This is a genomic window from Frankia sp. CoWAU3 (assembly GCF_977971855.1).
Map to the genome: position 1 here is coordinate 5558 of NZ_CDWWXB010000103.1, position 6234 is coordinate 11791.

Below are 6234 nucleotides of genomic sequence, written 5' to 3' on the forward strand. Positions count from 1 at the left end.
GGGCGGCCCGCCTGCCGGTTGCCTGCCTGTCAGGGCCGCTCCGGACGGTGTCCCGCCTCCACCGGTACCCACCGGTGGCTCACCCTCCGCCAGGGATTGCATGTACCGGGCGTGCGCGGGGGCTGGCCAGCCACCCGCGGGTGCCCCACTCCTGGCGCCGCGCAGGCCCGCAGCCGCCTGCAAGGCGAAACCGATGGATGTCAGCAGCTGCCCGTCTCCGCCGTCCTGCCCGGCTTGGGCGACGGTCCAGTTGAACAGGCGCATCAGCGCCGGCAGCGCCAACACCGCCATAATGATCATGGTGAAGCCGGTGAACACGGTGCGGGCGTCCTCACCGTGGCCGGCCAGCGTGAACGCGGTGGCGTAGACCAGGGCAGCGGTCGGCTTGTAGAACACCAGCGCGGCGGCCCACCCGGTGACCCGGGGGAACCAGCCTTCCGTCACCGAGGTCATCTTCCCCGCGGCGGCGAGCTGCAGCGCAGCAACCAGGATGGGAATCGCCCCATCCCGGAAGATCATGAGAACCGCTTGGATGAAGCTGGCTAGGAAGGCCAGCAGACCCAGCAGGATCAGCACTAGATAACCGCCGTGCATGCCTGTCAGCGTGAGGATCTTGGTCATCCGCTCGGCGAACTCGTTATCCGTGCTGGTGTTGAGCACCCAGGTGGAGAATGCATCCCCCGCATTGACCAAGGCCGCGATCAGCGTGGTGCCAACCCCGGTGGCGACCGCATAAGTGATCAGTCCGCGGCCGGCGCGGACCAGCGGATTGACCCGCCGCTCCAACGCGAGCCGGATGCCCTGCACCATCAGCCCGCCGACCAACATCACCACCACGATCGGCAGCAGGAAACCCCGGATCATCCCGATCGCCGCAACGTTCCCCTTGAGGTTGATGGAGGGCACATTGACCCACCAGGACGTCGACATCCTCACCATCCAGCCGACCGCGTCGGCGACCCTGTCGGCGACCACCTCGAGGAACATGTCGAAGATTGCTTCGGCTACATCACCTGCGAAGATTTCTTTGAATATCTCTTTCGCAAGATCTTTGATTCCATCTTTGATATAGCACAGCACATCAAAAGGCACACACACGGCGGGCTCCTTAAAACTGGGCGAGCATCCTGAAGCCTGCGGTGTCCGTCACCTGCGATCCGGCGTTTCTCCAATCCCCGCCTGACGGAGCGACGACCTTCCAGTCATCGTCGACCCAGCGCACTTCGACCCGCACTGCCGCCAGCAGGGGCTGGCCCTTCGCCTGGATCAGGAGGAGCAGGTAACGCACCATCGCCGTGTCCTGGGAGTAGCTCTCCAGTTGCCAGCCGATGATCCGGGAGTCTGATCCTGCGATCCGCTCCCCCGGGCCAGGCATGTCTTGACGCCCCTCGCGCTGGGCGGCGGCTAACAGCGCGGTGCGGTTATCCCCGATGACCTGCCGTTCGATGGTGGGCCGCCACACCGACTCGCCAAGGGTCCCGGCGGTCCGGTAGGCGATGTTGATCGCGGCCAGCACGCTGCCGATCCGTGAGCGAGCAAAACCCGATGCGAGGAACCCGTCGAGATGCGCCGGCCCTGCCGCGGCCGACCGTGGCAGCCGCAGACCGCCGATAAAGTCGTAGAACGTAACGTCGTCCGCCCCCGGGGGCGGTGACACCGGGGGCGGTGACACCAGGGGCGGTGACACCAGGGGCGGTGACACCAGGAGCGACGATTCGAGCCCAAAGCTGGGCTGCCCGGCCGCCTCGACGGTGCTGGTGTGCCCAGGGCCAGTCGGCCGGGAGGATTTGTCGCCGCCGGTGAGCCGTATGCCGACGAGGCCCCCGACACCGACCAGCGCCACGGCGGCGATGACCAGGACCATCGGCCGGCGGGCTCCCTGGCCCGTCATTGGATGAACGCCGAGACGAAGGACCCCGCCAGGAAGATCAGGCTCATCGCCGCGAGCGCCCACGGCACACCGGCCGCGCCCTCCACGCTCATCTGGGAGCGGTTCCGACGACCGAGCGCCATCATGATCGCGCAGATGAGCAGTCCAACCATACCAGCGACCAACCCTCCGTACTTCAACCAGCCCACCACCATGTTCACGGTTTCTTGCACCCCCTCGGGTGCCTGGGGGCGCGGGTTGGGCACGAGCGGATCGATGGCGGCCAACGACTGCAGAGCGATGATCAACACGAAAAGGTCCCTCCTATTCAGGCACGGCCAGCGCGGCGCGAATGTCCGCCACCACAGATCTGATCTTGGCTGGCGGTGGCTCGTCGAACGGATTCTCGAGGTAGCGGAGGTAGCGCTGCACATACGGCACCTGGACACGACATCCACCCGGTCGCCAGCATCCGTGCGAGGGTCGATGCCCCAGCGCCCCGTGACAGCCCACCACGTGGCAGCCTCCCAGACCCGTAGTCGGACGCTTTCGGGGACGCCCGGAAGCGTCACGCAACGCCCGCGACACCGTCGCCGTGGAAGCGCCCGCTAACGCGGTCACGTTCTTGATGCTGTTGCCCATCCCGGATCCCTCCTCGTCCCCGACGCACCCGCCAGAACCCCCACCTGGCCCATCCACCAGGTGGCCTAGATCATGTCGGGAACGGTACGCCGACCTCGACAGTACTTGCAAGCGCTTGCATCAGGCTGGTGCGCGGCGTATCACTGAACACGTCCGATGCGGACACCCCTGCATGGCTGCCGACCCGGGCTTCCCCCGCACAGCGACCACACGCACGCCGCCCGGGGTTCTTCCGGATCTCGGCGACCTGAGGGGTACGCGCCTTCCTGGGCGGTCGTCCGCACCTGCTGCTGTCGGCATCCACCCACCCGTGGGAAGGCACGTGCGCTACGCACTACCGGGTCTCGGCCGCCTCACCGACTTCACCGTGCTCGCCGCCAACGACGGGTGGAACCTGCTGCACCTCCAGACACCACCGGTGATGCCCTTCGACGCATCCGAGTACGAAGCCAGCTACGACCACGCCCGCTCGACCCGCCAGAGACAAACTCAATTTAACAAAGTATTTAACGGGTGCATCCGTTAGCGACTCCGCGGAAGCCAGGGTTGTCTAAGAACTCGCTTTGGATCTTGTTTCTGTGTGCTGTGAATAGTCTTCGAGGAGAAGGACGAGGGCAGGCCAGTGATCGTCCTGATCTTTGCCGATGGCGGCTTCGCCGGACAGTTCGTCCAGTGGGCGGGCCAGTACCTGAGGAAGACCGTTCTGGAAGACCGTTCTGATCGTTCGGAAGCGACCCGGCCAACGCACGTTCGAGGTTCTCGAGAAAAGGTGGATCGTCGAACGCACCCCGTGCGCCGCAAGGCACTCTGTTGTATCCCCGGTTCAGCCGGGAGGGACTTGGAGGGAGGTTCCTGGGCCGGATGGCTGGCCTGGGTCCGAAAGGTGAAGGGGGCCAGATGATCGGACAACCCAGCCTCGGGAGGTATGAGTAATGCAGAGCGCCGCAACGGTGCTGGGTGTCCTGCGTCACTGGGAGCCGGATGATCGGGAAACCATCAAGTCCGGTTCGGCGGGAGGCCGCGCGGAAAAGGACCAGCTCAAGCTGGCACCTCGCTGCGCGACCGGCCCATCAGCCTGGATCACCGCACATCGACGTCTCGCCCGTGACTACAGAAACCCACCCCGCCCGCTCCGAAGCGATGATCCACCTAGCGATGATCCACAATACAGCCAGGCGCGTAACGGGCGAGACCACCCCCACCTGGCGAGGAACCTAAACCCGAACCAAAAAGAACCCGCAGGATCGAACGCCCTGTTAGTTCATCTTTTCCAATCAAGCGATCACCGATGGTGTCGCGCCGCTGGAGGTTCGGGAACCGGTAGCTGTCCCGGCACCTCCGCGAACGACTGAGGAGGCCGCACAATCATGCCCGATACCGACCTGCCGCTGGTGTTGTTGTCCAATCGCGGTCCGGTGAGTCACTACCGCGACGGTTCCGGGGAGCTGAAGACTAACCGCGGGAGCGGTGGGCTCGTGTCGGCGCTGTCCGGCCTCGCCGAACGCCTCAGCGAGAACGGGGTCGTCTGGGTGTGCGGGGCGTTGACCGACGCGGACGTCACCGCCGCCGCCCGTCACAAGGACGGCTTAATCCCTATACAACCGCGTGTTGTCGACGGCAAGCCCGAGGGCCCGAAGATCGATATGCGGATGGTCGACACCGACAAGGAGGCCTACCACAAATTCTACGAGGTGTGGTCGAACCCGATCCTGTGGTTCATCCAGCACGAACTCTACAAGAGTGACGACTGGCAACTTGAGATCACGCAGGAGACACGCGACGCCTTCGAGCGCGGCTACGCCGAGGTAAACCGCGTCTATGCCGATGCAGTCATCGACGAGGTCCGTAAGCGCGACAGCAAGGCGTTGGTAATGTTGCATGATTATCACTTCTATCTGGTGGCCGAACGGGTCCGGGAACAGTGCCCGGATACCATGATCACGCATTTTATCCACATTCCCTGGCCGAGCCCAGAGGCGTGGCATATCCTCCCGGAGGATATCCGTGAGCGGCTGTTTCGGGGCCTGCTCGGCAACGACATCGTCGGCTTCCAGACCCGCAGCGCCGCACGTAACTTTGCGCTGTGCGCCCAAGAGCTGCCCGGCGTTAGGGTCGAGAGGGACCCGGATAATCCGGACACGCTGGAGGTACATGTAGACGGCCGCACCGTCCGGGTCCGCCATTACCCGATCTCAGTGAACCCGGAGGCGTTGAAAGAGATCCAACGCACGCAGGAAGTGCAGAAACACATCTCCGAACTGGAGAAGAAATTCCAGACGGATGATCTTCAGCTCATCCTGCGGGTGGACCGCACCGACCCGAGCAAGAACGCCGTGCGCGGGTTCGATGCCTTCGGCAAGCTGCTCGATAATCATCCTGAACTGGTCGGGAAGGTCCGCTTTCTGGCACTGCTGCAAAAGAGCCGTACGAACGTGCCCGCGTACGCCGACTACATCAAGAAGATCGATGATAAGGTCGCCGAGATCAACGCGCGGTACGCGCCGGACGGGTGGCAGCCCATCGATCTGCACTACGTCGAGGATCTCCCACTCGCAGTCGCGGCGTACTCGATCTGCGATGTGATCATGGTTAACCCTGTTGCGGACGGTATGAACCTGGTGGCCAAGGAGGTCGCGCTGCTGGCCAAGGAGGTCGCGGCGCGCAAGCAACGCTGCAGCGTGCTGGCCCTGTCAGAGAAGGCAGGCGTCTACGAAGAACTCGGCGAGTATGCCGTCACGTTGGATCCCTTTAGTATCGATCAGATGGCGGGCGCTCTCTACACGGCGCTGAACTTGGAGAAGGAAGATCGACGCGAGCGCCTGAAGAATGCTGCCAAGCAGGTAGAAACACATCATGTGGAAGATTGGCTGAACGCTCAGTTGAAAGATATCCCGCCTTTACGTCAACTGTCAGGATCACCGAAAGCTTACCCAGCCCCGCATCAGGCAGCTTACCCAGCCCCTATTCGCCCGTCATCTGGTCGAGCATGTCCAGCACCAGGCGCCGCTTCTTCCGGTAGCGGACTTCATAGGGTAGACCGGCACGAGCCCGCAGCCAGCGAGCCTGCCCGGCAGCCGCCTGGTCGCTGACGGCGCTGACGCCCCTGTGCTGTCAACTACCCTGAGTGGCTGGTGGGTGCGCGAGATGGCGTGACACTGTCGCATCGGCGGAGTCCGGCATCGCGAATATCGGCTGATGCATCGAGGTCGTGTCTGTCCACCGGTTCCGGCGTCGGAGTTCGCGGGGTTCCGGTTCCCACCGGAAGTGATCATTCTGGCGGTACGGTGGTACCTGCGGTTCGCGTTGTCGTACCGGGATGTCGAGGAACTGCTCGCCGAACGTGGCCTCGACGTTGACCACGTCACGATCTACCGCGGGGTGCAGCGCTTCACGCCCTTGCTGGCCGAGACGGCCCGGGCGTGTCGTCATCGGCCTGGGGACAGGGGGTTTGTCGATGAGACCTATGTGAAGGTCGCCGGCCGCTGGACGTACCCGTACCGGGCGGTCGACCAGTACGGGCAGGTCATCGACGTCCTGGCCAGCACCCGCCGCGACCAGGCCGCTGCCCGGCGCTTCTTCGTTCGAGCACTGGCCCAAGGTCGCCGGCCAGCCGAGGTCACCACCGGCAAGACACCGGTCTACCCGCCACTCCTCGACGAGCTGCTTCCCGAGTCCTGCCACGTCGACGCCCAGGGCTGCGCGAAGGTTGCGTGGTGTGACGG

The 6234-nt window shown here is 64.3% G+C and carries 6 protein-coding genes and 1 pseudogene; 4 read left to right on the plus strand and 3 right to left on the minus strand.

The genetic code is table 11. The features are described 5' to 3' along the window. The 3 genes from AC08ON_RS10900 to AC08ON_RS10910 form a co-directional block, all read right to left on the minus strand. Positions 1-1098: hypothetical protein (locus AC08ON_RS10900; RefSeq protein WP_476616899.1), on the minus strand; the 1098-nt coding region annotated here is incomplete at its 3' end. A gap of 10 nt (positions 1099-1108) precedes the next feature. Continuing rightward, positions 1109-1891 carry a DUF8175 domain-containg protein gene (locus tag AC08ON_RS10905; RefSeq protein WP_476616900.1) on the minus strand — a complete coding sequence of 261 codons (783 nt, stop codon included), beginning with the start codon at positions 1889-1891 and terminating at the stop codon, positions 1109-1111. Next, positions 1888-2181 (minus strand): hypothetical protein, encoded by a 294-nt coding sequence (locus AC08ON_RS10910; protein WP_476616901.1) that lies wholly within the window; start codon positions 2179-2181, stop codon positions 1888-1890. The genes AC08ON_RS10905 and AC08ON_RS10910 overlap by 4 nt, the downstream gene beginning before the upstream one ends. Before the next feature lie 653 nt (positions 2182-2834). Here AC08ON_RS10910 and AC08ON_RS10915 point away from each other — a divergent pair. The 4 genes and pseudogenes from AC08ON_RS10915 to AC08ON_RS10930 all read left to right on the plus strand — a co-directional run. After that, positions 2835-3038 (plus strand): hypothetical protein, encoded by a 204-nt coding sequence (locus AC08ON_RS10915; protein ID WP_476607474.1) that lies wholly within the window; start codon positions 2835-2837, stop codon positions 3036-3038. A 550-nt stretch (positions 3039-3588) separates the two neighbouring features. Continuing rightward, a pseudogene (locus AC08ON_RS10920) lies at positions 3589-3730 on the plus strand (IS5/IS1182 family transposase); the annotation flags it as partial. A gap of 149 nt (positions 3731-3879) precedes the next feature. Next, positions 3880-5601, plus strand: coding sequence for an alpha,alpha-trehalose-phosphate synthase (UDP-forming) (locus AC08ON_RS10925; RefSeq protein WP_476607475.1), 1722 nt, complete (start codon positions 3880-3882; stop codon positions 5599-5601). 106 nt (positions 5602-5707) lie between these two features. Further along, positions 5708-6234 (plus strand): IS6 family transposase (locus tag AC08ON_RS10930; RefSeq protein ID WP_476616902.1); only part of this gene is annotated, 527 nt, incomplete at its 3' end.

Bases quoted from the DNA above. Each gene is read 5' to 3' on its own strand.
- AC08ON_RS10905 (WP_476616900.1), bottom strand. From the start codon at position 1,891: ATGACGGGCCAGGGAGCCCGCCGGCCGATGGTCCTGGTCATCGCCGCC.
- AC08ON_RS10925 (WP_476607475.1), top strand. From the start codon at position 3,880: ATGCCCGATACCGACCTGCCGCTGGTGTTGTTGTCCAATCGCGGTCCG.